This window comes from uncultured Thiothrix sp., from assembly GCF_937873765.1.
Lineage (GTDB): Bacteria > Pseudomonadota > Gammaproteobacteria > Thiotrichales > Thiotrichaceae > Thiolinea.
Genome location: NZ_CALMZC010000013.1, coordinates 72,930 through 98,596, shown reverse-complemented (window position 1 = coordinate 98,596; position 25,667 = coordinate 72,930). Strand labels below are relative to the sequence as shown.

Annotated in this window: 28 protein-coding genes; 16 read left to right on the top strand and 12 right to left on the bottom strand. The window is 45.8% G+C overall.

The window, feature by feature from the left end; genetic code table 11:
• The first annotated feature begins 56 nt into the window (after nt 1-56).
• Both Q0307_RS02975 and Q0307_RS02970 read left to right on the top strand, forming a co-directional pair.
• The gene (locus Q0307_RS02975) at nt 57-554 is read left to right on the top strand and encodes a TlpA disulfide reductase family protein (protein ID WP_298656268.1); all 498 of its coding nucleotides are present in this window, start codon (nt 57-59) and stop codon (nt 552-554) included.
• Between the two features lie 8 nt (nt 555-562).
• Entirely contained in the window at nt 563-1,072 is a 510-nt protein-coding gene (locus Q0307_RS02970) for a TlpA disulfide reductase family protein (RefSeq protein WP_298656265.1), read from the top strand.
• A gap of 22 nt (nt 1,073-1,094) precedes the next feature.
• Here Q0307_RS02970 and minE read toward each other — a convergent pair whose 3' ends face one another.
• The 3 genes from minE to minC form a co-directional block, all read right to left on the bottom strand.
• Complete coding sequence (minE, locus tag Q0307_RS02965) at nt 1,095-1,355, bottom strand: cell division topological specificity factor MinE (RefSeq protein WP_298656262.1); 261 nt, start codon at nt 1,353-1,355, stop codon at nt 1,095-1,097.
• Nucleotides 1,356-1,361: 6 nt separating this feature from the next.
• Nucleotides 1,362-2,171: a septum site-determining protein MinD gene (gene minD, locus Q0307_RS02960; protein ID WP_298656260.1), complete on the bottom strand. Its 810-nt coding sequence runs from the start codon at nt 2,169-2,171 to the stop codon at nt 1,362-1,364.
• A gap of 66 nt (nt 2,172-2,237) precedes the next feature.
• On the bottom strand, nt 2,238-2,945 hold the full coding sequence (gene minC / locus Q0307_RS02955) for a septum site-determining protein MinC (RefSeq protein WP_298656257.1): 708 nt from the start codon (nt 2,943-2,945) through the stop codon (nt 2,238-2,240).
• 238 nt (nt 2,946-3,183) lie between these two features.
• Between minC and Q0307_RS02950 the strand changes: the two genes are divergently transcribed.
• The 6 genes from Q0307_RS02950 (at nt 3,184) to Q0307_RS02925 (ending at nt 10,981) form a co-directional block, all read left to right on the top strand.
• Entirely contained in the window at nt 3,184-4,449 is a 1,266-nt protein-coding gene (locus Q0307_RS02950; protein WP_298656255.1) for a tetratricopeptide repeat protein, read from the top strand.
• A 160-nt stretch (nt 4,450-4,609) separates the two neighbouring features.
• Nucleotides 4,610-8,065, top strand: coding sequence for a transcription-repair coupling factor (gene mfd / locus Q0307_RS02945; RefSeq protein WP_298656252.1), 3,456 nt, complete (start codon nt 4,610-4,612; stop codon nt 8,063-8,065).
• Complete coding sequence (locus Q0307_RS02940; protein ID WP_298656250.1) at nt 8,065-8,352, top strand: hypothetical protein; 288 nt, start codon at nt 8,065-8,067, stop codon at nt 8,350-8,352. Before mfd ends, Q0307_RS02940 begins: the two co-directional genes overlap by 1 nt.
• 145 nt (nt 8,353-8,497) lie before the next feature.
• Complete coding sequence (locus Q0307_RS02935; RefSeq protein ID WP_298656247.1) at nt 8,498-9,520, top strand: hypothetical protein; 1,023 nt, start codon at nt 8,498-8,500, stop codon at nt 9,518-9,520.
• 45 nt (nt 9,521-9,565) lie between these two features.
• Nucleotides 9,566-10,621 (top strand): hypothetical protein, encoded by a 1,056-nt coding sequence (locus Q0307_RS02930; protein ID WP_298656244.1) that lies wholly within the window; start codon nt 9,566-9,568, stop codon nt 10,619-10,621.
• Nucleotides 10,622-10,642: 21 nt separating this feature from the next.
• Nucleotides 10,643-10,981: an ATP-binding domain-containing protein gene (locus Q0307_RS02925; protein ID WP_298656241.1), complete on the top strand. Its 339-nt coding sequence runs from the start codon at nt 10,643-10,645 to the stop codon at nt 10,979-10,981.
• Between the two features lie 138 nt (nt 10,982-11,119).
• Here Q0307_RS02925 and Q0307_RS02920 read toward each other — a convergent pair whose 3' ends face one another.
• Together Q0307_RS02920 and Q0307_RS02915 are read right to left on the bottom strand one after the other, a co-directional pair.
• The gene (locus tag Q0307_RS02920; protein ID WP_298656239.1) at nt 11,120-11,962 is read right to left on the bottom strand and encodes an Rpn family recombination-promoting nuclease/putative transposase; all 843 of its coding nucleotides are present in this window, start codon (nt 11,960-11,962) and stop codon (nt 11,120-11,122) included.
• Between the two features lie 161 nt (nt 11,963-12,123).
• Entirely contained in the window at nt 12,124-12,252 is a 129-nt protein-coding gene (locus tag Q0307_RS02915; protein ID WP_298656237.1) for a hypothetical protein, read from the bottom strand.
• Nucleotides 12,253-12,392: 140 nt separating this feature from the next.
• Between Q0307_RS02915 and Q0307_RS02910 the strand changes: the two genes are divergently transcribed.
• The gene (locus Q0307_RS02910) at nt 12,393-12,638 is read left to right on the top strand and encodes a DUF2281 domain-containing protein (RefSeq protein ID WP_298656234.1); all 246 of its coding nucleotides are present in this window, start codon (nt 12,393-12,395) and stop codon (nt 12,636-12,638) included.
• Nucleotides 12,635-13,030 (top strand): type II toxin-antitoxin system VapC family toxin, encoded by a 396-nt coding sequence (locus Q0307_RS02905; RefSeq protein ID WP_298656231.1) that lies wholly within the window; start codon nt 12,635-12,637, stop codon nt 13,028-13,030. The genes Q0307_RS02910 and Q0307_RS02905 overlap by 4 nt, the downstream gene beginning before the upstream one ends.
• Here Q0307_RS02905 and Q0307_RS02900 read toward each other — a convergent pair.
• Complete coding sequence (locus tag Q0307_RS02900) at nt 13,027-13,152, bottom strand: hypothetical protein (protein ID WP_298656228.1); 126 nt, start codon at nt 13,150-13,152, stop codon at nt 13,027-13,029. The genes Q0307_RS02905 and Q0307_RS02900 overlap by 4 nt on opposite strands.
• Before the next feature lie 343 nt (nt 13,153-13,495).
• Between Q0307_RS02900 and Q0307_RS02895 the strand changes: the two genes are divergently transcribed.
• A complete protein-coding gene (locus Q0307_RS02895; RefSeq protein WP_298656225.1) occupies nt 13,496-13,774 on the top strand; it encodes a type II toxin-antitoxin system Phd/YefM family antitoxin in 279 nt (92 codons plus the stop codon).
• A 122-nt stretch (nt 13,775-13,896) separates the two neighbouring features.
• On the opposite strand, the gene guaD is transcribed toward Q0307_RS02895, so the two are convergent.
• A complete protein-coding gene (gene guaD / locus Q0307_RS02890; RefSeq protein ID WP_298656222.1) occupies nt 13,897-15,198 on the bottom strand; it encodes a guanine deaminase in 1,302 nt (433 codons plus the stop codon).
• A gap of 137 nt (nt 15,199-15,335) precedes the next feature.
• Between guaD and Q0307_RS02885 the strand changes: the two genes are divergently transcribed.
• The 3 genes from Q0307_RS02885 (at nt 15,336) to Q0307_RS02875 (ending at nt 20,133) form a co-directional block, all read left to right on the top strand.
• Nucleotides 15,336-18,335, top strand: coding sequence for an NAD-glutamate dehydrogenase domain-containing protein (locus tag Q0307_RS02885; protein WP_298656219.1), 3,000 nt, complete (start codon nt 15,336-15,338; stop codon nt 18,333-18,335).
• Nucleotides 18,336-18,500: 165 nt separating this feature from the next.
• Complete coding sequence (locus tag Q0307_RS02880) at nt 18,501-19,136, top strand: hypothetical protein (protein WP_298656214.1); 636 nt, start codon at nt 18,501-18,503, stop codon at nt 19,134-19,136.
• Between the two features lie 70 nt (nt 19,137-19,206).
• Entirely contained in the window at nt 19,207-20,133 is a 927-nt protein-coding gene (locus Q0307_RS02875; RefSeq protein ID WP_298656206.1) for an AEC family transporter, read from the top strand.
• On the opposite strand, the gene Q0307_RS02870 is transcribed toward Q0307_RS02875, so the two are convergent.
• Nucleotides 20,130-20,792, bottom strand: coding sequence for an SH3 domain-containing protein (locus Q0307_RS02870; RefSeq protein ID WP_298656200.1), 663 nt, complete (start codon nt 20,790-20,792; stop codon nt 20,130-20,132). The two genes, Q0307_RS02875 and Q0307_RS02870, sit on opposite strands and share 4 nt — an antisense overlap.
• 259 nt (nt 20,793-21,051) lie before the next feature.
• On the opposite strand from Q0307_RS02870, the gene Q0307_RS02865 reads away from it, so the two are divergent.
• The gene (locus Q0307_RS02865) at nt 21,052-22,152 is read left to right on the top strand and encodes a ferritin-like domain-containing protein (RefSeq protein ID WP_298656197.1); all 1,101 of its coding nucleotides are present in this window, start codon (nt 21,052-21,054) and stop codon (nt 22,150-22,152) included.
• Here Q0307_RS02865 and Q0307_RS02860 read toward each other — a convergent pair.
• Entirely contained in the window at nt 22,149-22,586 is a 438-nt protein-coding gene (locus tag Q0307_RS02860) for an LEA type 2 family protein (protein ID WP_298656194.1), read from the bottom strand. The two genes, Q0307_RS02865 and Q0307_RS02860, sit on opposite strands and share 4 nt — an antisense overlap.
• A 201-nt stretch (nt 22,587-22,787) precedes the next feature.
• Between Q0307_RS02860 and Q0307_RS02855 the strand changes: the two genes are divergently transcribed.
• Complete coding sequence (locus Q0307_RS02855; protein ID WP_298656191.1) at nt 22,788-23,621, top strand: transglutaminase family protein; 834 nt, start codon at nt 22,788-22,790, stop codon at nt 23,619-23,621.
• Nucleotides 23,622-23,654: 33 nt separating this feature from the next.
• Here the strand turns inward: Q0307_RS02855 and Q0307_RS02850 are convergent, their stop codons facing one another.
• Genes Q0307_RS02850 through Q0307_RS02840 form a run of 3 tightly spaced genes read right to left on the bottom strand, consistent with a single transcriptional unit; the run spans nt 23,655 to nt 25,643 of the window.
• On the bottom strand, nt 23,655-24,017 hold the full coding sequence (locus Q0307_RS02850; protein ID WP_298656188.1) for a HopJ type III effector protein: 363 nt from the start codon (nt 24,015-24,017) through the stop codon (nt 23,655-23,657).
• A 3-nt stretch (nt 24,018-24,020) separates the two neighbouring features.
• Nucleotides 24,021-24,584 (bottom strand): YqiA/YcfP family alpha/beta fold hydrolase, encoded by a 564-nt coding sequence (locus Q0307_RS02845; RefSeq protein WP_298656185.1) that lies wholly within the window; start codon nt 24,582-24,584, stop codon nt 24,021-24,023.
• A gap of 12 nt (nt 24,585-24,596) precedes the next feature.
• The gene (locus Q0307_RS02840) at nt 24,597-25,643 is read right to left on the bottom strand and encodes an NADP(H)-dependent aldo-keto reductase (RefSeq protein ID WP_298656182.1); all 1,047 of its coding nucleotides are present in this window, start codon (nt 25,641-25,643) and stop codon (nt 24,597-24,599) included.
• Between the last annotated feature and the right edge of the window lie 24 nt (nt 25,644-25,667).

The window sequence follows — 25,667 nt, the reverse complement described above, 5'->3', positions numbered from 1 at the left end:
ACTGCTTACGTATTAGTGATCTGTAAACTTGAAGATCTTTAAGATAGGTATTGTGCATGAACAAACGGCTCGCCACTCAAATGCTAAGTATTATCACACTTCTCTGTACTTGGCTGCTAATCACCTCGCCTGCCACTGCGATGACAGATCTGCAAGGCCAGCCTGTGAAGCTAGAAACTATTGTCGGTAAGGGCAAATGGACGGTCATGAAAATCTGGGCTGCGGATTGCCATGTTTGCCGCCAAACGATCCATTATTTGACTGATTTTGAAGTGAGTTTTCCGGAAGCTGCTGTGTATGGGATCTCCATTGACGGCCAAGCCGGCAAAGCAGAGGCACAAGCTTTTGTAAAACAATACAATTTAGATTTTCCTAATTTACTCAGTGATTTAAGCGAAATGAATGCTTATTTGAATAAAACAGCCGGTGAAAGTTTATATGGCACGCCGACGATGCTGGTTTTTAATCCGCAAGGTAAATTAATTGCCGTGCAACCAGGGCCTGTCACAGCAGATGAGCTAATAGCATTTATTAAGAAAGAGCAGCAATCTTGAGGGTAGTCATGCTTAAAGCTTTAACTAAACGGATTACTGCCCTCAGTTTTATCGGATTAGTAAGCCTAAGTGCTAACCTACAAGCTTTTACCGATTTACAAGGCAAATCGGTACAGCTCTTAGATCACGTGGGTAAAGGTAAATGGACAGTGTTTGAAGTGTGGTCATCGGATTGCCCCTACTGCCCTGATGGCGTATTTTACATGAAGGATTTTAAAACCCGCTATCCGCACGCTGCCCTGTATGGGATTTCGTTGGATGGCGATAATGGGCAAGCAGCAGGACGACAGCTAGCACAAGGCTTTATTAAGAAACATCAAATTAATTTCCCGACCTTAGTGAGCAGTACGCTTGAGTTGGACAATTTCCTCATAGCGCAGGGAGAACAAGCTTTAGTCGGCACACCTGCGTTACTTATCTACAATCCTAAAGGTGAACTAAAAGGCGTAGAATCTGGGGCGATTATTGCTCAGGATGTGATTGATTTTATTCAAAGTGAACAATCTAAAAGAAACTAGCTAAGCAGTGAGCCAATCGCAGCTATTGGGAGCTGCGATCCGGTAAAGCGATATTTAACTCTAAAACTTCACAATCATTGACGCGTTCTAGGTGCACATTCACATCTTTATCGTCGATAGGCACATACTTACGAATCACATTCATAATGTCATTCCGTAGTTGTGGCAAAAAATCGGGACCATTGCGATCAATGCGCTCATGTGCAATCAAAATCTGCAAGCGCTCTTTAGCTACCTGAGCCGTTTTAGGTTTCGGGGTACGAAAATAATCTAAAATACCCATAAATGTTTAACCTCCGAATAGTCGTTTGAAAAGTCCTTTTTTCTCAACTTCGAGGAAACGATGCGGCACAGTCTCGCCTAAGAAACGTCTAACGAAATCATCATAAGCTTGGCCAGCGGTACTTTCCTTGTCTAAAATCACTGGCACACCGCTATTTGAAGCTTGTAATACAGATACCGACTCAGGAATTACGCCAATTAAAGGCACCGCCAAAATCTCTAGAATATCTTCCATCGCTAACATATCACCACTCGCTACTCGCGCTGGCGAATAACGAGTGATTAATAAGTGTTCGTGAATATTCTCACCACGCTCCGCTTTACGTGTGCGACTTTGTAATAAACCTAAAATTCGATCCGAATCACGGACAGAAGAAACTTCAGGATTCGTGACAATGATTGCATCGTCCGCAAAATACATCGCTAAAGCAGCACCACGCTCAATGCCTGCAGGTGAATCACAGACAATAAAATCAAAGCCATCATCGGTTAAATCTTTTAAAACCTTCTCTACACCGTCTTGAGTCAGTGCATCTTTATCCCGAGTTTGGGAGGCTGGCAGAATAAATAAATTATCACTACGCTTATCTTTAATTAGAGCTTGCTTAATATTCGCTTCGCCACTAATTACATTAATGAAATCATAGACTACACGCCGCTCACAGCCCATAATTAAATCAAGATTACGTAAACCCACGTCGAAATCGATTACCGCTGTTTTGTAACCCTTCAATGCAAGCCCAGTTGCAAATGCAGCACTAGTCGTAGTCTTACCGACTCCGCCTTTGCCAGAAGTTACGACAACAATCCTGCTCAATTTCTTACTCCTTGATTCAGCCGTGCAGCACAGCCGGACTATAAAGCTAAACCCAAGCCGTGCCAATCAAATCGGCACTATTTTCAACTTCTCTTGATCCAAATAGATCATGACCGATTGCCCTTTAAGATTAGACTCAATTTCATCTAATAAACGGTAACGTCCTGCAATAGCGATTAATTCTGCTTCTAAGCGTTCACAAAAAATTCTTGCCTGTATATCACCTTGAATACCGGCTAAGACACGCCCACGTAAAGCACCATAGACATGCACTGAGCCACCTGCGAGCAATTCAGAACCTGCACTAGTATGCTGCAGTACCACAATATCCCCATAGGGACAATACACTTGCTGACCAGAACGCACAGGTCGATCTAAAACTAATAGACGCTGTACAGCTTCAGGGTATTCTGGAGTTAAATTGACTTCAGTGACAGGTGGTATATTAGCAGTAGGCTGCTGTTTGCTAGGGCGTAACAAGGCCCAACCCGCAGCTAGCGCTTTAGCTTCAGCTTCTTCCCACAAATTGCGTAAACCAACAGGCACCAACCCAAGCTTGCTGACTTGAAGTTTAAGCTCTACAAAATCAAGCTCAAGACCGGTCTCACCCAAGAGCTGACAATCAATGATAATCGGGCTACGCTCTAAAAATTGACTGGCTTGTTGGCATTTGGTTTCAAGAGCTGTACTAATAGAGTGCATATTCCCAGAGTGTAGAACCAGCACGGTTAAAAGAGACATTTCCCCTTTTAAATCAATTATCTGCTCCTTCACGCTGTTCTATCTCCTTACTACAAAGCTTAATGGTAACTTGCCAAGCCCGTTACCTTATTGTGTACATTTATCAAATTGACTTATGATATGCTGCGTATAAGTTTGCTTACAGGGTATTTGCTTCACTTTTTAGATACTTATATGCCCAGTGCACTGCCACTTGGATTCTCAAACTCAGGGCCTGACTATGTACAATAAAAAACCTCATAAATACGTTATCACTCTAGGCTTTGCCTGTATGAGTGCATTAATTATGCATTCCGCAAAAGCCAGCAACACTCCAGATCTAGGATCACTATACAACCCAGCCGAGCAATTTAAAACCGCAATTAACCTCATTGAAGGACAAAATACTAAAGCTGATTTCTCCACTGGGCTAAAATGGTTGAAATTAGCAGCGGCACAACAATATCCTCAAGCGCTCTATCAACTGGGTTTTTATTATGAATATGGGATTGATGAGGTTGAGCGTGATTATTTTAAGGCAGTGGATTTCTACGAAAAAGCTGCCAAACAAGGGCATTTAGAATCACAATTTAATCTCAGTGCTTTGCTCTTGAGAGAGAGCACTCCTGCTTATAATCCTAAACAAGGCTTCTATTGGTTAGAGCAAGCTGCCAAACAAGATGATGGCGAAGCCCAATACAGTCTTGCCATGCTCTTAGATCAAGAGGCCAAAACTGATCCTAGTTTAACTGAACCAAGCTTTAATTGGCTAATTAAAGCCGCGCAAAATGGTCACCGTGGTTCTGAGTACATTTTGGGCGTGAAGTATTTACAAGGTGAAGGGGTCAAAACGGACTATCAACAAGCCTTTAATTGGTTCCAAAAAGCGGCTCAACAAGGTGATGCGGCGGCTCAATTCAATACAGGACTCATGTATGAACAGGGCACTGGTGTTGGGCAAGATCTGCAGTTGGCGGTTGAATGGTATCAAAAAGCTGCCCAACAAGGTGAAGCTGGTGCGCAATTTAACTTAGGTAATAAGTATTTATTTGGCTCTGGGGTCGCGCAAAATACTACTAAAGGTGTTGAACTGATTCAAACCTCAGCTAAGCGCGGTAATCCGGCGGCCCAAACCATGTTGGGGAACATGCTCACGACTGGTAAATTTTTAGGGATTGACTATACCAAAGCTTATCATCTGTATTTAGGAGCAGCTGAAAATGATTACCCAGAAGCACAATATCAATTGTCGTTAATGTTCGCGAAAGGTCAAGGCGTGGAAATGAGCCATGAAAGATCCGTGCATTGGATTAAAAAAGCGGCTCAATCTAACCATGCTTTAGCTCAATATGGCCTTGGTGCTTATTTAGCCAATGGTGTAGGTGTTGAGAAAAACTTGATGGAAGCAGCTTATTGGTTATCGTTAGCGGCTGCTCAAGGTCAAAAACATGCAATCGAGTCGCGAGATTCTGTGATGGAGCTACTCACGCGTGAGCAAATCGATACTTTAAAGCAACGTATCAACAGCAATTCCCGTTCAACTCTTCCTGCATCCTAATGCTGAAACTATTCCAGTGAAGAATTTGCACCGTGATGCGGTTTTGATAGCGAGATATTAAATAAGCAGGTCAAAACCCAACTGGCAATAGCATCACTATGCAAGCTATTGCTAGTTTCAGGTACAATGCCTGCGTTTTTGATTACCCCACAAGCGTATTATGGCCGTAGCAAGCACAGCCTCGTCTCTTCCAAGCTTACAAGCAGCTTACCCCCCGCCCAAGCAAGGTAGTATTCGCTGGGGGCAGCTTTATGGGAATGCTGCCGAAGCACTCATCGCCCAAACGGCTAGTGAATTTAAAGGCTTAGTGTTACTAGTCACTAGTGATACGCATCATGCTTATCGGATGGAAGAAGCCCTACGCTTTTTCGCCCTTGAATTATCGGTGCATATTTTTCCTGATTGGGAAACCTTACCCTATGACATTTTCTCGCCACACGAAGATATTATTTCTGAGCGCTTAAAAATTCTGGCGCGTTTGCCCACCTTACAACAGGGTATCTTAATTGTCCCCGTGGCTACGCTGCTGCAGCGCTTAGCACCGCTTAATTATGTGCAAGGCCATAGCCTATTGCTAAAAGCGGGTATGAAATTAGCCATTGATAGCTTTCGCAAGCACTTAGATAAAGCGGGCTATCAACATGTCAGCCAAGTCATGCAACATGGCGAATATGCAACCCGTGGTGCGTTGGTCGATCTCTTCCCGATGGGCAGCACAATCCCTTATCGAATTGACTTATTCGATGATGAAATTGACTCGATCCGTAGTTTTTCTACCGAAACCCAACGTACTGAAGATAATTTTAAGGAAGTCGAACTCTTACCGGCTCGTGAATTTCCATTAGATGAAGCAGGTATTAAATTATTCCGCACGAATTATCGTCAACAAGTGGAAGGCGATTTACAACGTAGTCGCATTTATGAAGCCGTCAGTCACGGTAAACCACCTGCAGGCATTGAGTATTACCTGCCACTATTTTTTGAAAGTACCGCGACTTTATTTGATTATCTACCTGCGAAGACTCTGCTGATTCTTGAAGAGGGGATTCCCACAGCGGTTGAACAGTTTTGGCAGTCTTTGCAAAATCGCTATGAACAGCGTCGCCATGACATTGAGCGTCCACTCTTGGTCCCCGATAAACTCTTTCTTAATGCAGAGCTACTCAAAAGTTTCCTGCGTGACTATCGCAGCATTGAGGTTCAAAGTTTTAAATTAGAAGCAGAGGGTCACAACTATAATACGGCTGCCCTGCCCTCATTATTAATCCATCCACGCCATGAGCAACCTTTATTTCTATTGCTGCAATTTCTGAAAGACTTAAAAGGCCGAGTCTTATTTACCGCTGAATCGGCCGGGCGGCGTGAAGCTTTAATTGAGTTATTACGTGAGCAAATGCTTGCTGTCCAAACCCTAGAGACTTGGCAAGCATTTGTAACCAGTAAAGCAGAAATGGCGGTAACAGTAGCGCCATTAGAACAAGGTTTTTGGCTGCCGGATGCTCGCCTTGCTGTTATTCCAGAAAACTTATTGCATGGCGTACAAATTCAGCAACAGCGCCGCCGTAAAAAAGCAACCCGCGATGCTGATGCGATTATTCGTAATCTCACCGATCTGAATGAAGGCGCTCCAGTTGTACATGAAGAACATGGAGTAGGGCGCTATTTAGGCTTGCAGATGGTGACGACTGGGGGGGTAGAGGCTGAGTACTTACTGATCGAATATGCGAATAAAGATCGCTTGTATGTACCAGTTGCCTCTTTGCATTTAGTGAGTCGTTACACGGGTTCTGACCCTGACCATGCGCCTTTGCATAAATTAGGTACGGATCAATGGGAAAAAGCCCGCAGCAAAGCGGCAGAGAAAGCTCGTGATGTGGCCGCTGAACTTTTAGATATTCATGCACGTCGTGCCGCCCAACAAGGCCATAGCTTCCCCTTTGATGAAAATGACTATCGATTGTTTGCAGGGGCTTTCCCATTTGAAGAAACTCCCGATCAAGCTCTAGCAATCGAAAACGTGATTAAGGATATGCGCTCAGCGCAACCGATGGATCGGGTCGTGTGTGGGGATGTGGGATTTGGTAAAACGGAAGTTGCCATGCGTGCCGCTTTTGTTGCAGCCAATGCGGGCAAGCAAGTGGTGATGATTGCCCCCACAACCCTGTTGGTTGAACAGCATTTAAACAATTTCCGTGACCGCTTTGCGGATTGGCCGTTTCGGATTGAATCCTTATCACGTTTTAAAACAAGCAAAGAAAGTTCCAAAGCCCTTGATGCTTTGGCCGCTGGCACAATTGATATTGTGATCGGCACGCATAAACTTTTGCAGGATGATGTGGTTTTTAAGAACCTAGGCTTAGTCATTATCGATGAAGAACATCGCTTCGGGGTGCGCGACAAAGAGCAGATGAAAAAACTGCGCGCTAATGTGGATATGCTCACCCTAACCGCGACGCCGATTCCACGCACTTTGAATATGTCGCTGTCGGGTCTACGGGATTTATCGATTATTGCCACCCCACCTACCCAACGACATGCCATCAAAACTTTTGTCACCGAATGGAACAAGATCACTATTCAAGAAGCTTGTGCACGTGAATTAGCCCGTGGTGGACAAGCTTATGTGCTGCATAATGAAGTTAAAACCATTGGGCGCATCACTGAAGAATTAAGTGAGTTGTTGCCTCATGTAGAAGTCCGTTTTGCGCATGGGCAAATGCGCGAGCGAGAACTCGAAAGCATCATGAGTGACTTCTATCACCAGCGCTTCCAAATTCTAGTCGCCACCACCATTATTGAAAGTGGCATCGATGTTCCGACTGCGAACACGATTATTATCAATCGGGCGGATAAACTCGGCTTAGCCCAGCTCCATCAACTACGTGGTCGGGTCGGGCGCTCGCATCATCGCGCTTATGCGTATTTAATTACTCCACCAAAAAAGCTCCTCACCCAAGATGCGGTCAAGCGTTTGGAAGCGATTGAATCACTAGAAGAATTAGGCGTGGGCTTTACCTTAGCCACGCATGATTTAGAGATTCGCGGTGCAGGTGAATTACTCGGAGAAGATCAAAGCGGGCAAATTCAAGAAATCGGCTTCAATCTCTACAACGATTTATTAGAGCGCGCGGTTAAAGCTCTGAAATCGGGTAAAACGCCCGATCTTGATCCCCGCACCCAAAGCCGCACGACGGTTGAATTAGGTGCCCCAGCTCTGATTCCTGATGATTATCTACCTGATGTGCATAGCCGCCTGATTCTGTATAAGCGGATTGCCAGTGCTGCGAATCAAGCCGCTTTAGACGAATTAAGGGTGGAAATGATCGACCGTTTCGGCTTATTACCTGACCCCGTCAAAACCTTATTTAGCGTCACGCGAGTTAAATTAGTTGCCCAAGACTTAGGTATGCGCAAACTGGATATGACCGCTAAAGGTGGGCGGATTATTTTCGATACTAAACCGAATATTGACCCGCTGAAAGTGATTCAACTTATTCAAAAACGTCCTTGGATGTTTAAACTCGATGGACAGGATAAGTTGCGGTTTGAAATCGAACTCCCGACCGTGGAGGAGCGGGAGGAGTGGTTTATTAAGTTGATGGGGGAGATTGGGTAATGGATAAAATCGAAAAAAAGACACGGGTAAAAGAAGAACTTGATGTTCTCGAAGGAGTCATCAACTACGCTGACAAGATGATCTATGAAGATGGTAAGCGTGGAGAATATAGCCCTCTCCGTCGCCATGCATACGGCAAAACAGTCATCATTAAAACAGAAAATGAAGGGGTGCTGACCTTCCGTCTTAGTTCGACATCGGCAGTCTATCCAAAACACAGCTCAGGTTACGCAACGCCATACTCGCCGGTCGGGCGCATGTGTTCATTCCTTTCAGGAGGGCAATGAAGGAGAAACGCCACGCTGGGGCGAGTACACAGTCTTGGAAGTACGTTTGTTTGACCGTTTTGACGGCGCACAATTTGAACCCAATGTGCGCAATTTTTTGCGCATGGATGTCAGGCAGGACAGTAAGCGGGATTCCGTCAGCAATTTGCGTGCATTCCTGACAGGGACGACTACCATACCCCGACAGATAGAGGTTCAACCAGCCAAGTCAATTCCAGAACTAAAATTACCAGAGCCAATTGAGTTACCACCGCCTCCTCCACCTGTTGTGGAAGAAATTGTTCCGCCACCCTTACCGGAAATCCATCTGACAGAATATGCAGTGATTGAAGATGACGAAACAGATGAATGGATTCCACCCGAACAGGAGGATGGTAACGAGGATGAAGATACCAAACAGACTGTCGTTGATGAATATTTTGGTCTGAGCGAAACCTTTTACCTCAATCGTACCCGTGAGCAGGATGCAGTAGTTGCCCGTTCTCCGATTGGGGCTATGTATGTGGAAGGGGTTGCCGGTTCGGGTAAAACCTCTGCTGCATTAGGGCGCACCAAAATGCTGTGTGACTTTAATGCCCAAAACGTTTATGACGAAGCAGAATTCCGCGACATCGTGGGTGACAACGGTGACTACTGGGCAGGGAGATTTGCCGGGCAGTTTTCCCAAGAAAGCAGTGTCGGTTTTGTACGTACCGGTGAGCTGATCCAGTATCTCAAGGAAACCTGTCGACGGCTGGATTTGCCTAATCTCCCAGTGCAGGAATACCCCGAATTACGCAGTCGCTTGCGCCAATCTCGACAAGTCGAGCGTAGCGCAGGTTCACGCTGGGCGGGACTGAATGAACCACGCGGAACCCATGTTGATATCACCATGGTATGGCTACGCACCGCCGACCGGGCTATCGCCAGTTACTGGGCGGATGCCTTTCTCCATCAGTTTCCGACAGCGGAAGATGTCGCCAATTCCTTTGTGCCAGAAGCAAAGAATCGGACGTTGAACATTGTGCGTCCTGCCATGGAGCGCCTGTGCAAGGAAATCACTTCACTCTATCAGGAGTTGGCAAAGCCAAGAGTCACTGAGCGTTTTGCCCTGGATGGTTTGGCCAAACGCGTTTATGACTGTATCCAGCCTATTCGATTAGAGGTTCTGGGCAGCAACACCCTGTGAATCACGATTGGGGAGCGTTTCTGGAGCGCCCAAACGGAGCGGGAGTTGGCGCAAGCACTCATTGCCGACAAAACAGCGCTGTACCTGAAATCCCTTGCCAGATTGGTATTCTTCGATGCAAAAGGCATGATTGATGATGACTTGAGTATTCTCTCGAAGGCTGGTCAGGAATTGCCGAGTGATCAGATAACCCGAGAGTTACTAGCCAGCACACAATGCCTTGTGCGTGATAATGTTAGTGGCGAGATATTATCGGCTGTTGTGTCGGATGCTGAGGATTTGTATATCCGCCTGCTGCCGGAATCAGCCCAAGGGCTTTATATCCAGCAAGGCGGCAACTTGAAGCGCCTGCGGGTACAAAGAGGCTTGGGCAGGTTACAACTGCCTACTATCACTGCTGCCGCGAAAAATATTGAGAACGAGAACGAAAACGATGAAGAGCAGCCAGTAGAAGTAGCAAAAGCACAGCAGCGGCGATCTGTTCAGGCTGCTTTTACCTCGGTGGTACGGCGGATGCTTTTACAGCCGTTGGCTTTTGTGGCTGATGCGTATGCTGTTGCCTTGGCGGTGAATGTCTCCTTGTTCCCCGACACCGGCCTAACGTCACAGATTGTGGAGCAGTTGAACCACAAAAAACTGGCAGATGAAGATATTGATCTGCTGCTATGCCTGTACCACCTTATTGGAAGGGGGTTTGATGGCAACCCTGAACAACTCAGGACTCCCTTCTTTTATCAATCCGTGTTTGTGGATGAAGTGCAGGACTTCACCGAACAGCAGATTTACCTGATGGTGGAGCAGGCTCGACCTGAATACTTTGCAGTAACCGTAGTCGGGGATATTGCTCAGAAACTCCATAACGGCAGCAGTATTGATGTCCGCGCCTGTTTCCCCGGCAAGCGCCTCCAAAATGTACAATTGAGCAAAAACATGCGGCAAGCGGAAGTACCCGGTATTGCCTGGTTCAGCGCACGCTTCCGGGCAGAATTGCAGGATGGTCATTTAGGGGAAATACCCGATGATGAGTTACTCAACTGCTTGCTCGAAAACCCGGCTGAACTGTATAGACCAGAACTGGAAACCTATAGTGATGAAACCTAACTGGTGGAACAGGTGGTTAAGTTGTTACAGACCACCCACCCCAAACAAACGGCTGCGGTAATTTTGCCCAGTACGGAAATGGCAAACCACTGTCATGCTGCTTGCAAATCTGCCTTGGCAGAACGTATGGTAGATGCGGAAGTTTCGGAACGAATTGATTTGTCGCGGCGGCATGTGCGTCATTTTACAGCCATCACCAACGCCAAGGGGTTAGAATTTGATCTGGTGATCTTGCCCTATTTTGAGCAGTATGACTTGACGGATACCCAGCATCTGAACCGTATGTATGTAGCATTGACCCGCGCAAGGCAGCGTTTGGTATTAATTGGCCACGTGGATCCGCCCAGCGTCTGTATTTGACCGTGTTTGGCAGCAGTATCAAGATATTTTGGCAATGATTGAGGCATGATGACTATACTATTGCATCATACACAACAAGACTTTTGGCGTTGGTTTATGTCAGCATCGGTAGCACTCAAGGCAAAGAACACCTACCCCTCAGTTTTGCTGTCGCAGCACTAGCACATCCTCCAATGACAATCCCGTTTTCTGTGCAATCGTTTCATCATCCAACACATCCAACAAATTGCGGGCAATTTCCACTGCCTTCTTTTGCTCGCCCTCATCCCGCGCCGTATCAGTCACATTCTTCAAATCACGATAATATTTCAAGCTATCTTCGTAGGCTTGACGCTCGGCAGGATTAAAACAGGCGATTTGTGCTGCCTCAAATAACTTGAGGAATATCGCTTCGTGCAAAACAGGTGGTATCTCCTGCATTTCGTGCAAATGTCTGAATATATACAGCCATTTGTCTTGTGTCGTATGCAGTTCATCCAGCGACTTCTTAAAATGGGGCAACGTCAGGTAGATAAACGTCAGCTTGTCGTAAAACACATGCCCATTCTGGTTTTTAAGCTGGATGGTGTGCATCACTTCCTTATCGTGACTCTCCCGGTCTTCCTCAAATACGAAATCGAGGATACCAATCGTATAAACCGCCGCCAACTTATAATCCCAATCGCCGCGCTGTGCCTGCTCCTGAATCGGAAATGTGGCGTAATACAGGCTACGATCCTTGAAAAAATTCTGCTTGGCTTTTTGCAACTCGACAATGAAGCGTTCACCCGTCGGGCTGATGCAGTTCAGGTCAAAAATGGCTTTGCGGTCAAGCGCGGTGTAGCCCTGATGTTCATTGCGGGTGTACTGCAAGTCCTGAACCCGATGTTTTTCTGGCAGCAGCGTATTTAGGAAGCTGATCAGTAATTCCTTGTGCGGTTCTTCCCCAAACAGCTTTTTAAAACCGAAATCAGTGAAGGGGTTGATGTACTTGTCCTGCATAGTGCCGACCTACCGAAGTTGTGGACTGTAGGATTGTGATTCTAGCATAAAGCCAACCTACTGCGACGCGAGTTGTGGGCTGTTTCCCCCTCAACACACTCCCTATGCTATCCTACCTCCAACAAGACTTTTGGCCTTGGTTTATGTCCATATCAGTAGCACTACCCCCATCCCCCAGCACGGTCGGGTGCGGCAAAGCTGTCACACTCGACAGCCTTCCCACCCACACGCATTGGACGGGCGGGTAAGTCAGCCTCCACCTTGGCAACAGCCTCGACTATTACGCCCAATGGGACACCCCCACCGTGATCGTTTCGGACAGCGTGTAGGCATCCTCGGCTTTGAAGGCGACTCGGTATAGCAGCATTTTGGCAATACGCTCAAAACACCTTATACTGAACCCCAACGCAGCTTACAGGACGACAACACTATGCAAACCTTGGAGCAACAAATTACCCAACAAGCGCACGGCTTGCCTGAAAGCGCCCAGCGCGAAGTGTTGCACTACATCGAATTTATCCGCAGCCGCTACCCTGCCATCAAACCAGCCACCAAAAACGCTAGTAAACGCAAAACCCGTTGGAGCGACACGCCACTTTACGGCTTATGGCAAGACCGCACAGACATGGCAGACCCCGCCGCTTACGTCCGTCATCTGCGGAGGTCACGCTTTTGATTCTGGTTGATACCGACGTATTGATTTGGGTAACGCGCAAAGATTCTCACGCTAGTGCATTTCTGGACAGTTTCGATGACCTCGCCATATCTGACGTGACCTACATGGAACTGATTCAAGGCGCAAAAAACAAGCGCGAAGTCCAAACCATCGACAAAACCTTCAAAAACATGGAAGTGTTACGCCTACCGATCACGAGCAACATTTCAGAGAATGCCGTGTCACTGGTATGCCGCTACTTCCACAGCCATGCCATGCAACTTGCTGATGCACTGATTGCAGCAACTGCATTGGAACATGGGCTTGGGTTGGCTACGGGTAACGTCAAACATTTTGAGGTAGTAGAAGGGTTACGCTTGCACAAATACACTCCACAACCAAAAGCAACTTAAAATATGTCCGCATCGGTAGCACTCAAGGCAAAGAACACCCCCCATCCCCCGGCACAGTCGGGCGCGGCAAAGCTGTCACCCTCGACAGCCTTCCCACCCACACGTACTGGACAGATGGGCAAGTCAGTCTCCATCTCGGCGACAGCCTCGACCATTACGCCCAATGGGACACGCCCACCGCCATCGTTTCAGACAGCGCGTATGGCATCCTCGGTTTTGAAGGCGACACCTCCGACCACCTCGGCATCGCCGACTGGTACGAACCGCATATTCAGGTATGGAGCCAACAGGCAACCGCGCAAACCACCTTTTGGTTTTGGAACTCAGAAATCGGCTGGACAACCGTTGGCAACAGTAGAAGAGCGGGAGGACTGGGTAGTGAAGTTGATGGGAGAGATTGGGTAACAATCTTAACCAAGTCACTAGTCAGCACGACTACTTGTAGCTACAAATGAGCCAACACTTATGCATGTCGCTGTCCACAAACTGAAAAATCGCTTTTCCGAATACCTCAAATATGCCCAAGCAGGTGAAGAAATCATTGTCACGACCCACGGCAATCCAGTGGCACGTTTGATGCGATTAGCACCCAACCTGCAACTTCGCACGTCACAACCACTGGATAAATTAGCGGGGGTACGGCATGGGCAAGGTAGCAAAAAACTGGGATTGCCTGCCGCGCAGCGTATCCGCTTAACCGAAGGTGTGTCGTTGAGTGATTTGCTCTTGGAGAACCATGCATGAGCACTCCCCTACTCTATAACCGCTAATATTCGCCTGCTTTGATAACAAGTTGAATGATGCTGCCAAAACCTTGGGAATAGTCAATTTATTATGATGGTATTGAAATAGTTGGGGTACAAGAATTATAAAGCAGCCTGCCCCATCACATAGCTGGCAGTCACTGAGCGGTCATCACCCAGCATTAAAATGGCAAAGAGCTTATCGTGCAAGCTCTGGCAATGTTGCAAACGCCGCTCTATTAAAGGTGTACCCTTAAAATTTAGCACGATAAAATCGGCTTCTTTTCCCACTGCAAAATTACCAATTTTATCGTCCAGATAGAGTGCTTTCGCTCCCCCTAAAGTCGCTAAATACAAAGCTTGAAAAGCCGATAATTTTTTACTGAGTAATTGAGTAACCTTGTAAGCATCATTGATCCCACGCAACAGGCTGAAATAATTACCGCCGCCTACATCCGTACCTAAACCGACGCGCACCCCACTCGCTTTAGTTGCATGCAGATCAAACAAACCGCTGCCAATAAATAAATTGGAGGATGGACAAAAGGCAGCCGCCGAACCGGTACTCGCCATACACTCATGATCGGCTGCATCTAAATGAATGCAATGCGCCAATACAGCCCGTGGACGTAACAAACCGTACTGCTGATAAACGTCTAAATAACTGCGACTTTCTGGAAATAATTCAGCGACCCAAGCGACCTCATCACGATTTTCTGCCACATGCGTATGCAGATACACATCCGGATAGTCCGCTAGCAACTCCCCTGCTTTAGCTAATTGCTCCCGACTGGATGTAGGGGCAAAACGTGGAGTGACCGCATAAGATAAGCGCCCGCGTCCATGCCACTTTTCGATGAGTGCTTTGCTTTCGGTATAAGCGGTTTCTGGTGTGTCTTGAAGATAAGCAGGGCAATTGCGATCCATCAACACCTTACCCGCAATCATCCGTAAATTCCGCGCTTCAGCCGCTGCAAAGAAAGCCTCCACCGACTCAGGATGGACTGTACCGAACACTAATGCGGTAGTCGTACCATTGCGGAGTAATTCATCTAAAAAGAACTCAGCCACTTCACGCGCATGCTCTTGATCGGCAAATTGGCGCTCGGTGGGAAAAGTATAAGTTTCTAACCATTGCAGGAGTTGTTCGCCATAGGCTGCAATCATATCGGTTTGGGGATAATGAATATGCGTATCGATTAAACCGGGAATAATTAACTGCTCAGGATAATGAATCAGCTCACAATCAGCGGGGAGACTATTTATTAATTCATGCGCAGAGCCAATTTTTTCTACATAACCATCCTTGATCAATAAAATTCCATCAGGAAAATACTCGGTATGCAAGGGTTCAAGCTCATTCTCAGGGTCATCTAAAAAATGCAGCAGTGCAGCACGAAAAGCTTGATAAATCGGTAGCTTCATAGGAACCCTCACAAATTAAGTAAACAATAAAGCATTAGCTTTCGCTAGATTTAATCAGTATAAGCCCTGCCATTGGGCACTAAATAGGCGTATGTTTAGAAAAAAACAAAGCATCACAACACACAGGAGGAGTTACCATGGACAAAGATCCAGGACAACAAGTTATTGACCAAATTCAAGCCATCATTCAGGAAAGTTGTAGTAGAACGGATAGTAACCTAGCTTGGCTACAACAAGCCATGCACCCCTTCTTTTTTAGTTTTAACCGTGCCGAACCCGATGCTTTAGCCGTTTTAGTTGAATCGCTGTATCGCATTCACCGCCTACCCTATATTCGCCTGGCTGACCGCCCCAAGCACATGTTAATTGCCCAAAATGGCGTCCCCAACTCAATTTATAATACGCTCAGCTCTTTACCAAAACGCGATAATTTATCTTATTCTGAAATCAATACCTCGTTATTGCGCTTACCCAATAGTGATTATTTTTTAGAAGTCCTGCGTTTTGACTACAATGCGGTGTCCGATGCTGAGGTAGCTGCCGCTTTGGCCAAAGATGATCAGTCGCCGCCTGTGGGCATTAAAGAAAAAATCGAAGATAATCTGCGTATTCACGCCCCTAATTTTGATACTAGCCAAACCGACCAACTAGTGAAGCTCTTGTGGATTAACAATCCAGATTATGTGCATGTTTCCCATCCTGAGCGCTTAGCCCGAGTACTTGATCTCTATCAAAAAACTCAAGCCCACGGTGGTATCCACCTAGATATTGATCCGATTGACAATGCAGTCAATGGTGAAACCAATCGTGTGCTATTTGGCGTTAGCAACCCGCCCCAGCGCGATTTTCTATTACAAGTCTTTGAAGTGTTTAAACGCCTGAAAATTGGGGTGAAACGTACTTATACCATCACCTTAAGTAATGGAATTTTTCCAACCTTTTTAGCGAGCTTTTATGTACAACCCCGCCATGGTGCGGTGCTAGAAAATGGCAATGAACTTTTCCAAGCTTTACAGGATGAACTGTATAACACGCAAATTATTTCTTCCGACTCTACTAGTTTTAATGCTCTAGTCGCCACAGGTATCATGAGTGGGATGGACGCGACTTTAATTAAAGCCTTAATCACTTTCTGTCATACCAATCTCGCGCACAATAAACCTGATCAATTTGATCCTGAAGTAGTGCAACGTGCTTTCATTGCTCAACCTGAACTCAGCCAGCAATTGGTCAAGCTCTTCCATGCACGTTTTAAACCAAATCTAGTGAATCGCGAATCCATCTATGCCGAACTATTGCAAGCGACCAAAAACAAAATTGATAACTTCAATACCGGTCGCCGCTTCTTGGATGAGACGCGCCGTGTTATTTTCCGCTGTGCGATGAGTTTTATTACCCACTGCTTAAAGACCAATTTCTTCGTAGACGAGAAACATGCGCTGGCCTTCCGCCTTGATCCGGCTTACCTAGAAGAGCTAGGAGAAGATTTTACCGCTGACTTACCCAAAGAACGTCCCTTCCGGATTACCTTCTTCGCAGGCCGCAGTGGTTCTGGTTATCACATTGGTTTCTCCGATATTGCACGCGGCGGCTGGCGGACACTCATGACTCAAGGCCATGATGATTATACCAATAGCGCCAATACCCTATTCCGCGAAAACTATGTACTGGCACATACTCAACATTTGAAGAATAAAGACATTTACGAGGGCGGCTCAAAGATGGTTTCCATCCTCAATACTCGCCCCGGCACACCACAAGCCACTGTCCTGCAATATTTATATAAACTGCAATATGGCTTTGCCAATGCCTTCCTCGACTTGTATGTCACTGAGAACGGTAAGGCGAAAGATCCGCGCGTAGTGGATTATTACGGTGAGGACGAGCCGATCGAACTCGGCCCCGATGAAAATATGCATGACGTGATGATTGAGTTAATTGCTCAGTTAGCGGTGCAACGCGGCTATTTGCTCGGTGCTGGTATTATGTCCAGCAAAAAGGTAGGGATTAATCATAAAGAATATGGGGTCACTTCCATCGGTGTGATTCGCTTTGCTGAAGTGACCATGCAAGAAACCCTTGGCATTAATATGCACACTGATCCATTCAGCATCAAAATTACTGGTGGTCCGAATGGTGATGTGGCAGGCAATAGCATGCGCCTTTTGCTGGAACGCTGTGAGCAGGTACAAATTCGCATGATTGTAGATGGTACGGCTGCAGCTTTTGATCCCGAAGGCTTAGACCATGATTCCCTGTGCAAAGTGATTCTTAAAGCGGATTTGGATGCTTTCGATGCCAATGCTTTGCATGAAGGTGCTTTCATTATCTATCGCAGCCAGAAAAAGCATGATGGCATGCGCGACCTGTATAAACAGTTGAAGAAAACCTCTTTAGGTTTAGAAGAAGATTGGATTTCGACCGATGAATTCAACAAGATTTTCAATCAACTGACCTTCACAGTAGAAACTGACTTGTTCATTCCTGCCGGTGGTCGCCCTGAAACGATTGCCATGCATAATGTGGATCAATTTTTCAAAGAAGAGGGTGAACCCAGTGCCCGTGTGATTGTGGAAGGCGCTAACTCTTTTATCACGCCTGATGCACGCCGTGTGCTGCAACAACGTGGCGTAGTAATTATGCGCGATGCTTCAGCGAATAAATGTGGAGTTATTTCCTCTTCTTATGAAATTATCGCCAATCTGACTTTAAGCGAAGCAGAGTTTCTCGCGCATAAACAGCAGTATGTGAATGATGTCATCGCGATTCTGAACCAGATGGCTGAGCAAGAAGCACGTGTGGTGATTAAGCGTCAGCGTGAGGCGGGTGGAAAAATCACCTATACCGATATTTCTACGCAGGTTAGCCAAGAAATTAATGCGCATTACGCGCGCATGTTTGCTTACTTCCAAGCCAATCCGCACTTGGTACATGAAGCAGCTTACAAGCAGGCGATGCTTGCACATATGCCAGCTTTGATTCAAACCGAGCAATTTAAGGAACGAATTGAACGCTTACCTGAAAAGGTAAAATACGCGATTCTTGCCAGTAAACTAGCTTCTTCAATGGTGTATTTTGGCGACGATAACACGGTATATGGCGATATTATTGAAGCTCAAGTCAAGCGCTTAGCTTAAATAAAACTAATAGCAATGCTCGGCAAACAAGCTGGGCATTGTTCAAAAAAACAGCTTAACTACCGTTCATTTCGACAATTTATCCAATTATCCCCAGCAAGCTTTCATCAGGCATTAATTTAGTTAATAAATGACTGAAATTATAAAATACTGGAATAGTCCTTCATGATTTCCTCTAGCACTCTAGCCCCTAGTAAAGCTATTGATCTAAAAACTGTACGTAGTCTACCTTTGACTAATACGCCCAGCATAGAATTTGGGAAATCCACTAAACAGTACTTGTCGCTGCCCCAGTCAAACTCCGAAGAAAATGCTAAACAACAAGCACTTAACCAGCAGGTTGGGCAAGTGGTTGAGCAGCAAATCAACCAAATCACAGACACTCCTACAGAAGCTCAGCCTCAACGACCTTTAGCACTCAATACCCCGCAAACTGATCCGCTGATTGAGCTACTTGATTTTGTAGATGAAACCAATTCTGATACTAAACTGCCTCAACGTAATCCCTTAGAATTAGGCAAAAGCCCTAGTAATACTGCAAGTGAGCTACATGGATACAAACCCTTAGAGTTAAACGATAAACTGAGTAGCTTAGATATTCAGTTGCTGACTGAAAATAGCAGTGCACTCTTAATCAATCCAAATCAGCAATTCCTCACTATCCTGCAAAATCTTTTACACACCAATAACCAAAAAACACCCCTTTATTGGATTGAACACAATTTACCAGCTAACGCCACCCAAGTAGCTACTGAGGGGGGTAAACCTAATTTAGCATGGCAAGAGAGCTTATGGTTTTAAGATAAACTGACTGCACTCCAAGCAGTTTTCACTATAATAGCCGCGTTTCAAACCTGACTCGGATGTTACTGTGACTGCAAGCCTGCTCGCGATTATTCCTTTATTTACCTTGATTGGCCTAGGCTATCTCGCTCGCAGAACCATCCTTGATGTCAAAATGCTGCCAGCCTTGAATCTGTTCGTATATTACTTTGCAGTACCTGCGCTTTTATTTAATGCAGCCCGCCGACAAACTTTAGATAATTTATTCAATTGGCCTGCGCTAGCTGCTTTTGTGCTAGGTATTATTTTAACTTCCCTTATTGCAGTATTAAGCAGTCGCTATCTTTTCCACTGTAAATCACCACCTGAGTTGGTGATGCGTGGGTTAAATAGTGTATTTGCGAATTTTGCTTATATGGGCATTCCACTGACTTTTAGCTTGCTAGGAGCATCCGCAGCAACGATTAGTATCATTCTGGCTGGGAATTTATTTATTATTGGTGGCGCACAACTGTGGATTGAGGCTTTGCGCCAACACAGCATGAGCTTAAAGCAAATTTGGACGACTTTGGATCGTTCTCTCCTGCGCAACCCGATTTTTTTATCGACTGTACTTGGCTTACTTGCCTCAGGCTTTAATCTAGCGCTGCCCAAAGTCGTTAATACTACCTTGGATATGCTCGCGCCCGCTGCTATTCCAGTGGCGCTGTTTTGCTTGGGGGCAAGTCTCCAGTTTCGGCAGATTCAAACCAGCTTGGGTGAACTAAGCTGGTTAATTACGCTTAAACTGTTAGTACATCCTGCACTGACTTATTTCGCTTTTTATCTCCTAGGGGTGACCGATCCCATTTGGCTGGTAACGACTGTACTCCTGACTGCGTTGCCGACAGGAGCTTTAGTACATGTGGTCGCCATGCGCTACAACTTATTTGAACAAGCCAGCTCACAGCTTGTGGTCTTCTCGACTTTAATCTCGCTACTCAGTGTCACATTTTGGGTTAACTTGATGATCTAATCGCCTGCGATAAATACCGTCATTTGCCAGAGCCCATTGATCTTTTCAAAAAAGGCGCGGTAATCCACCGAGCTACGAATATATTGGCTGGCAATATAGCCTTTTTTACCTTGAGCGAGCTTCACCGTCACCCATTGCTCATTTTCACTGAATTCAATCGGCAGGATTTCATAACTCACCTTTTTCAACACTGCGGCGCTCGTACTAGGCTTGGCACGAATATTCACATCTTTAGCAATCACCGCCCAATTTTCAAAAGCATCTTGACTTTCTGGCCACTCGCTAAACACATAAGGCGCAACAAATGTTGTTTTATTGCTAAAAGAACCACCCATTTTTAGCACTTTGCTAAGTTCACCCCACAACTGGCTAGTAGCTGGCTTGTTTAGCCCCCACATCTTTTTGAAGTCTTCAATACCATTTTCCATCCCGAAGGAAGCATGGATATTTTTATTGACCACCGCTAATAAAGCTTTGGCATCTTTGCGTTCAATGGTTTTCAAGAGCTGGCTGCGAAATGCTAAGAAACTTGGATCATTAGAGGCATTATCAACCGGTTTAAGCACCGTGGCCGCTTGAGTGGGCAAGCTTAAAACCAAGACTAACAGTAGCAAAGAGCTTTGCAGCCAAGCCAACTGGGTAGATTTGAAAAAATGCATAACCAACCTCGCTTTTGTCATGAAAAGGCTATTGTCTAGCGTCTGAGAGGCTTTAGCTATCACTAAATTAAAGGAGGTTTAGCTACTACTACGCACTGAGCATTGATCTATTAATGCTAAATTAAATGATTTTTAATCAAACGATCTTAAGTTTTAACTCTACTTAATCTCGCCTCTTTAAGCGTTACTCCAAAGCACTCGACCTATAAAATTGCTTATTTTTTGTATTATACTGTTTTCTTTTTTAGAAAAAATTGTTATGAATATTAATCAGTTTAAATTTGTATTACGTAATGCGGTGTTAGCAGCCTTGCCTTTAAGCACACAAGTTGCCTGTACTCATGAGCCAGCAGCTACTGTACCACCCGCCACTAATAAACCAGCATTGCCTGGAAAAACTACTACGCCTGATCCGTTTAGTGGATGTTTTGGCTCTGATACTCGTGAGTTTGGTCAAAAAACAGTTTCAGGACCAGCTCCTAGCAATAATCTTTCGGCTGAAGCTTGTATTGATCTGTGCAAACAACAATTAAGTCTACGTACTCGTGGAGTAATGGGCGGTAGTAGATTGGAAAATATTCAGGTGAACAACTGTACCGTTCAATCGACCCCTAACAATATGCCCCAAATGAATTGCTCAGCTAGTTATGAATTAGTCACTCGTAATTATCTACGTAAATCGGGCTGTCCTATTCCCGGACGTATACCAGACGAGTGCAATATTGCATTCGTTCAACCCAACAATTCTCAGCTATTAGGTAGCTACTTCACCAACATGGCTACTATGGAAACTGCGGCCATCACTGCTTTCCGTTATTTAGCTCAAGAGCTAAAAGCCTATGCAGCACCTCAGGTTCTAATTGATTTAGCAGAAGCAGCAATACTTGAGGAAACTGAACATGCGGAAATGGCCGGCTTACTCGCTGCTGCTTATGCAGAGCAAACAGCAACACTAGCGGTAGCTGATTTTAAATTGCGCTCTTTATACGAAATCGCTTTAGAGAATGCTTTAGAGGGTTGTATTTATGAAACTTTCGCGGCTGCTTGTGGTTGGTGGCAAGCTGAGCGTGCTACACATGCGATCTTTCGTACAGTGATTAGCCATATCACTGAAGAAGAAACGCGTCATGCTGCTCTCTCTTGGGCTATTCACGCTTGGGTGATGCCACAATTAAGCACCGCCCAACAAGCTCACATTCGGCAAGCTCAGCTTGAAGCGATTACAAATTTAGAAGCCAGCTTCCAACAAGAAACTGACTTGAGCCTACAGCATGAATTAGGTTTACCCAGCCCTGCAGAAGCTACGCAATTATTTAAACACTTACGCAAAGATTTTTGGGATATCCAGTTCTTTGGCTAATTGACTCCAATCGCACCCTGCCGTTGAAACGGAACACTAATAAACGGCAGGCGTACTGCACCATCTAATTGATATTGCGCCGCGCGATTTTGCCACAGCACCGGTGCTAGTTGCATGAGAGTAGCAAGCTGCAATTGCACTGGAATTTGCACGGGTGTGGGCTGATTAGGTTGCAAATACATAGATTGTCGCTGATCACCACTAGCGACCTGAGTGCCATTTAAACGCAGGTTGTATTGAATACCTTCCAGTGGAATCGGGAAAGCATTCGGATTAGTCACCTGCAAACCGACTAAAGCCATGCCTTGTGTTAGTGAGAGATTTTGTAAGCTTACATCCTGCACTGAAATGCTCGGCGGAGCGACCACATTGGGCACCGCGGCACAGCCAGATAATAAGCTGATAGCTCCTAATAGAATGAATTTAAGTTTCATATGATTTTTCTTATTTACTAGCATAAGTGCTTATTATAAGCCAAGTTTTACGCTATACAAACTTAGATTGCTCAATTTCTATAGCGGCATTCACATTTTTTGGGGAAATAGACTAGCCTATGAGGGTATACAGCAATTAATTGGCGCATGAATTGCTTCTTTAATTTGTGATTAACCGCTAACTTAACCCAAGGAATGCATATGAGTCTGATCCAAGTCGCCACCCAGCTAGATTACAAACTGGAATCAGCCGCAACTTTTATTTTCAGCATCATGCCTGCTTTAAATGCGTATCAAACTCTCCAACAAGAGAATTTAATCTTAAACCCTTATGTGCCCTATGAAACGTTTAATTATGGTCCCGAAGGCGGGCGTAGTATTCGCGTCACCGCGCAGCCCGGCTTATTCAGTATTGATTATGCAGCTAGTTTCGCCTTACAAGTTAATACATCTGATCCTAGTCAAGTAGCAGAAACCCCTTATGCACAATTGCCAGCGGAGGTTTTGCCTTATTTGAATCCAAGCCGCTATTGCGAAGCAGATCGCATCGGGCGCTTTGCGTATAAGACATTTGAAGGCATCCCAACAGGTTATACACGCGTCGCTGCGGTAGTTGATTGGGTCTATGAGAATATTGAGTATGTACCCGGTACAACTAATGCGTCTAGTGGTGCGAGTGAGGTCTTATTGCAACGTGCTGGCGTGTGTCGTGATTTTGCACATTTAAGCATTAGTTTGTGTCGTGCTCTAGGGATTCCTGCTCGTTATGTTTCGGCCTATGCGCCCGGCTTAGAGCCACCAGCTGATTTTCACGGCGTCTTCGAAGCCTACTTAGACGGTAAATGGTATTTCTTTGATGCAACTCGCATGGCTCCCACGAGCAGCTTTGTGCGCATTTCCACAGCGCGCGATGCTGCAGATGCCTCGTTTGCAACCATCGTGGGCAAAGCGACCATGACTCGAATGCAAATCGAAGCTACAAATATCACTCCCTTAAGCTCACCTAGTGAAAGCTTGGCGATTACGACGAGTTAGTTTAACTAAGGTCATGCTTTCATGGCCTTCAGTTTACTGGTACTTAAGCTTCAATGCAGGCTCATTCCCCAAAAACTCTATTCCTGCCCAGCCGTGGTGCATAAAGCTACGAATATTCCTATGATCAGTGCCTTCAGGGATCGCTAGTACTTTCCGATAATGCTCGCCAAAGCAGGCTAAAGTCTGTTCAGGGGAAAGCTGCTGCAATTGCCCAAACGCAAACACCTTGCAAGAGCCTTCATTCGTGCCCGCTGGATTCTGTACGCAATCCACCCCCAAACCATTCGTGAAACTTTGGGGCGTATACTCATAATGAGCCTCAAGCGTGGCGATTACTTCAGCGAAATTAAGTTTTTGCTGGCTTTTCAACTGCTCTAAAAGTTGTTCTAGGGTCATAAGTTAATCATTTAAAAAATGGTCAATTAAATGTAACACCGCTCGATAGCGCGTGAAACCATGATCCCCACCCGCAAACACGAGTTGGTGACAGTCCCGATAATAGGCTAGACCCGCTTGCCAATCCAAAACCTCATCGCCCCGCTCTTGCAGAAATAAGATATTGTCTGGGTGCAAGGGTGCTGGCAAATCCAAAGCATGCAACTCTTGCAAATGTTGCTCAGTAAACGAGTATTGCTCATCACCATAGAAACTCGTCATTAGCCCCACCGCCGGACGCAATACCAAGCCCGGATGCACCGCAGGATTCACCACCACCGCCTTTAAACCATAACGCGCGACCAAGACCGTTGCATAGAAACCACCGAGCGAGCTACCAATCAATCTTGGCGGCTCTTGGGAGGCCTGCACAATGTTTTCTAGCATCTGCATGGCTTCGAGCGGATAGAGCGGCAAGTCAGGGCAAATCCACTCCTGAGCGCGCCCTTGAGCCGCTAACCAGTGCTTGGTTTCCTGTGCCTTAGCCGACAGCGACGAAGAACGAAAGCCGTGAATATAGAGAATCACTGCCCACTCCGCTTAGGGGCAAGGATTGGGATGCATGTCATGAATCGCTTCAATGCCTTTTAATAGCTCATCAGACAGCACTAAGTCTGCACTAGCAATATTGCTGCGCAATTGCTCCATGCTAGTAGCACCAATAATATTGGCCGTTAAAAAGGGGCGCGAATTTACATAAGCCAAAGCCATTTGTGCCGGATTCAAGCCATGTTGCTCAGCCAACTCGACATATTGTTGTGTGACTTTTTGCGCATTTTCAGAAGTGTAACGGGTGAAGTATTGCCCCCAGCGTGTCAGACGCGTGCCTTCGGGGCGCTGGCCATTCAGATATTTGCCACTCAAAACTCCAAAAGCAAGCGGCGAATACGCCAATAAACCGACTGAACTTCGATGAGCAAACTCGGCTAAGCCCACTTCATAGCTACGATTTAATAAACTATAAGGGTTTTGGACTGTCACGACTCGGGGCAAATTCAACTCTTTCGCTAAACTCAAATACTCCGCTAGCCCCCAAGGTGTTTCATTGGATAGACCAATCTGGCGCACTTTACCTGCTGCCACTAACTCACCTAACGCACCTAAAGTTTCTGCAATCGTTTCGGGGTGATGATCTTTGCCATAGCGATAGCCCAGTTGCCCAAAATAATTAGTACTCCGGCTCGGCCAATGAATTTGATAGAGGTCGATATAATCCGTTTGTAAGCGTTGGAGGCTAGCATCACAAGCTTGTAATACCTGCTCACGGCTCAAACGCGGGCCATCGCGTAAATGACCGAGTGCTTCTTTGCGCCCTGGCCCTGCGACTTTGCTGGCGAGAATGATTTGATCACGATCCGAACGTTTTTTTAACCAACTGCCTATATACTGCTCTGTACGACCTTGTGTGGCGGCATTAATCGGCACGGGATACATTTCAGCGGCATCAATGAAGTTAATGCCCTGCGCGACGGCATAATCAAGCTGTTCATGTGCTTCTGCTTCGGTATTTTGTTCACCGAAGGTCATCGTACCTAAGCAAATTTTGCTGACTTTGATATCAGTCTTTCCTAATCGGCGATACTCCATCAACGGCTCCTGTGTGCTGGTTAT

What these genes read in the sequence shown, in the direction of transcription:
- mfd (WP_298656252.1), top strand. Translation starts at nt 4,610, where the DNA reads ATGGCCGTAGCAAGCACAGCCTCGTCTCTTCCAAGCTTACAAGCAGCT.
- Q0307_RS02910 (WP_298656234.1), top strand. Translation starts at nt 12,393, where the DNA reads ATGCAAACCTTGGAGCAACAAATTACCCAACAAGCGCACGGCTTGCCT.
- Q0307_RS02870 (WP_298656200.1), bottom strand. Translation starts at nt 20,792, where the DNA reads ATGCATTTTTTCAAATCTACCCAGTTGGCTTGGCTGCAAAGCTCTTTG.
- Q0307_RS02940 (WP_298656250.1), top strand. Translation starts at nt 8,065, where the DNA reads ATGGATAAAATCGAAAAAAAGACACGGGTAAAAGAAGAACTTGATGTT.
- Q0307_RS02920 (WP_298656239.1), bottom strand. Translation starts at nt 11,962, where the DNA reads ATGCAGGACAAGTACATCAACCCCTTCACTGATTTCGGTTTTAAAAAG.
- minE (WP_298656262.1), bottom strand. Translation starts at nt 1,355, where the DNA reads ATGGGTATTTTAGATTATTTTCGTACCCCGAAACCTAAAACGGCTCAG.
- Q0307_RS02880 (WP_298656214.1), top strand. Translation starts at nt 18,501, where the DNA reads ATGATTTCCTCTAGCACTCTAGCCCCTAGTAAAGCTATTGATCTAAAA.
- Q0307_RS02840 (WP_298656182.1), bottom strand. Translation starts at nt 25,643, where the DNA reads ATGGAGTATCGCCGATTAGGAAAGACTGATATCAAAGTCAGCAAAATT.
- Q0307_RS02850 (WP_298656188.1), bottom strand. Translation starts at nt 24,017, where the DNA reads ATGACCCTAGAACAACTTTTAGAGCAGTTGAAAAGCCAGCAAAAACTT.
- Q0307_RS02950 (WP_298656255.1), top strand. Translation starts at nt 3,184, where the DNA reads ATGAGTGCATTAATTATGCATTCCGCAAAAGCCAGCAACACTCCAGAT.
- Q0307_RS02895 (WP_298656225.1), top strand. Translation starts at nt 13,496, where the DNA reads ATGCATGTCGCTGTCCACAAACTGAAAAATCGCTTTTCCGAATACCTC.
- Q0307_RS02865 (WP_298656197.1), top strand. Translation starts at nt 21,052, where the DNA reads ATGAATATTAATCAGTTTAAATTTGTATTACGTAATGCGGTGTTAGCA.
- Q0307_RS02970 (WP_298656265.1), top strand. Translation starts at nt 563, where the DNA reads ATGCTTAAAGCTTTAACTAAACGGATTACTGCCCTCAGTTTTATCGGA.
- Q0307_RS02975 (WP_298656268.1), top strand. Translation starts at nt 57, where the DNA reads ATGAACAAACGGCTCGCCACTCAAATGCTAAGTATTATCACACTTCTC.
- Q0307_RS02860 (WP_298656194.1), bottom strand. Translation starts at nt 22,586, where the DNA reads ATGAAACTTAAATTCATTCTATTAGGAGCTATCAGCTTATTATCTGGC.
- Q0307_RS02885 (WP_298656219.1), top strand. Translation starts at nt 15,336, where the DNA reads ATGGACAAAGATCCAGGACAACAAGTTATTGACCAAATTCAAGCCATC.
- guaD (WP_298656222.1), bottom strand. Translation starts at nt 15,198, where the DNA reads ATGAAGCTACCGATTTATCAAGCTTTTCGTGCTGCACTGCTGCATTTT.
- Q0307_RS02855 (WP_298656191.1), top strand. Translation starts at nt 22,788, where the DNA reads ATGAGTCTGATCCAAGTCGCCACCCAGCTAGATTACAAACTGGAATCA.